Raw genomic sequence first — 1,922 nt, forward strand, 5'->3', positions numbered from 1 at the left:
CTCAGCCTTCAGCTATGAAACTATTCAAGCGGCATGTACCAGGTGACCAACTGCAAGGCGTGATGGCGATGTTTCAAACACTTGTTGCCATCTTCACGGTATTGGGGCCTATCATCGGCACGTTTTTATTTATTCAATTTGGAATTAACGTATCTCTAATATTGACGGGTGTTTTCTTCCTGGGAGCTTCGTTCATATTGTCCACACTCCCTCGCGATAAGGAAGAACCGAAATCGAACGATGTGGGCAGCTTCTTCAAGGAGCTGGCGGCCGGGCTGCGCTATATTGGAGCGAATCAATCACTACGCACACTTTGCATGACCTTCGCAGCTGTCGGATTAGCATCGGGTCTGACTCAACCGCTTCAAATCTTCCTCGTCATCGAGAAATTGGGATTAAATAAACAAGATTTGCAGTGGTTTGTGATGGCCAACGGAGCAGCCATGTTCGTAGGCGGAATTGCCATCATGGGGATCGCCAAAAGGGTAAAACCGCAGGTGCTGCTCACGATCGGCTTGCTTGTCGCCGCCGTCTGTACGATGGGTATTGGTGCGTCTAGTCTGATTTGGCTGACTGTTGTTCTCTTAGTGATTAGCGGCTTGTTTTACCCTTGTATTCATGGCGGCATTCAGACGCTTATTGTGCGCAATACGGAAAGTGCATTTATGGGCCGAGTATCCGGTGTGATCACGCCAGTTTTTATGGGCATGATGGTCATTGGCATGTTTTTATCCGGTTATTTGAAGGAGATGTTTTCACTTCTCACTGTATATCTGTTGAGCGGTATTTTGATTATTGTGGGAACCCTTCTGCTCTCCCCACTCCTGATTGAAAAAAACAAACGATAAACGAAGATCTGCATCATGATAGATAGGAGAATCATGAGATGAATGTACATGAAACCTATGTCTTGTCCCCTGCAAGACAACTGACGGATGAAGAGAAAAAGCTGATTTGGAAGAAGCCTTCCTCTCATCAGGTCAGCGAAGAAGAACTGCGTATATGTAAAGAAGTAAAGCGCAATTGGAATCGCGGGGAAATGAAAATTGCTAATATTCTGTTAGAAGGCGATGCCGGCTCCGGTAAAACACAACTTGCCAAAGCATTATCCGCAAATTTCGGATTGCCTTATACGAAAATAACCTGCTTTGCCGATATGGATAAATCTGATATTATCGGCGCTATTTTGCCCGTCATTCCTTCTGAGCAATTAGAGAAGCTGGAACCTGCGGAGCAACACATGTGGCAAGCGATCTATGATAGCGACAGTTTGCATCACATTACTGAAGTGCTTATGAATGCGCTACAGATTACACAAGAACAGGCCGCCTTACAAATGAAGCAGATGCTAAAGCGTGCAGCGGAATACACCGACGGCGAAGTGGTTGAGTACCGATTTTACCCATCCGAAATCGTTAGAGCGTATCAAAAAGGATATCTTCTGGAAATTCAAGAACCAAACGTGATTCGTGATGCTGCAGTATTAATGGCGTTAAACTCTGCTCTGGAGCTGGATGGAAGCATGAACCTCCCTACCGAGATCATACACAGGCACCCAGACTTCATCGCAGTCATCACAACGAATCGCAGCTATGCGGGGGCCAGACCGTTAAATGAAGCACTGCGTGACAGAGTTCAACATTCGGAAAAGATGGATCTGCCGGGCAAAGAGGTCATGATGGAACGCGCTATATCCAAAACAGGGTATCAGGATGAAAAGGTGCTGAGCGTGTTAGCAGATGTTATTATCATTTTGGATCGAACAGCTCGGGCAAATGCCATCAAAGGCGTGGCTGGAATGCGTTCCTTTTTCTACTGGACAGATGCAGTTGCTGGAGGAGCCTCCGTCAAAGAGTCCCTATATTATAAGGTCATCTATAAAATAACAACCGATGACGAAGAAATTAAGATTCTGGAAGAGG

The 1,922-nt window shown here is 45.9% G+C and carries 2 protein-coding genes; both read left to right on the forward strand.

The genetic code is table 11. The annotated features are described in order from the left end of the window. Positions 1-848: MFS transporter (locus AZ66_RS28800; RefSeq protein WP_044358066.1), on the forward strand; the 848-nt coding region annotated here is incomplete at its 5' end. Between the two features lie 38 nt (positions 849-886). After that, positions 887-1,922, forward strand: a 1,036-nt coding sequence (locus tag AZ66_RS28805; RefSeq protein WP_044358067.1) for an AAA family ATPase, incomplete at its 3' end; no start/stop codon positions are given.

Source organism: Paenibacillus sp. E194 (assembly GCF_000935845.1).
Lineage (GTDB): Bacteria > Bacillota > Bacilli > Paenibacillales > Paenibacillaceae > Paenibacillus_B > Paenibacillus_B alvei_B.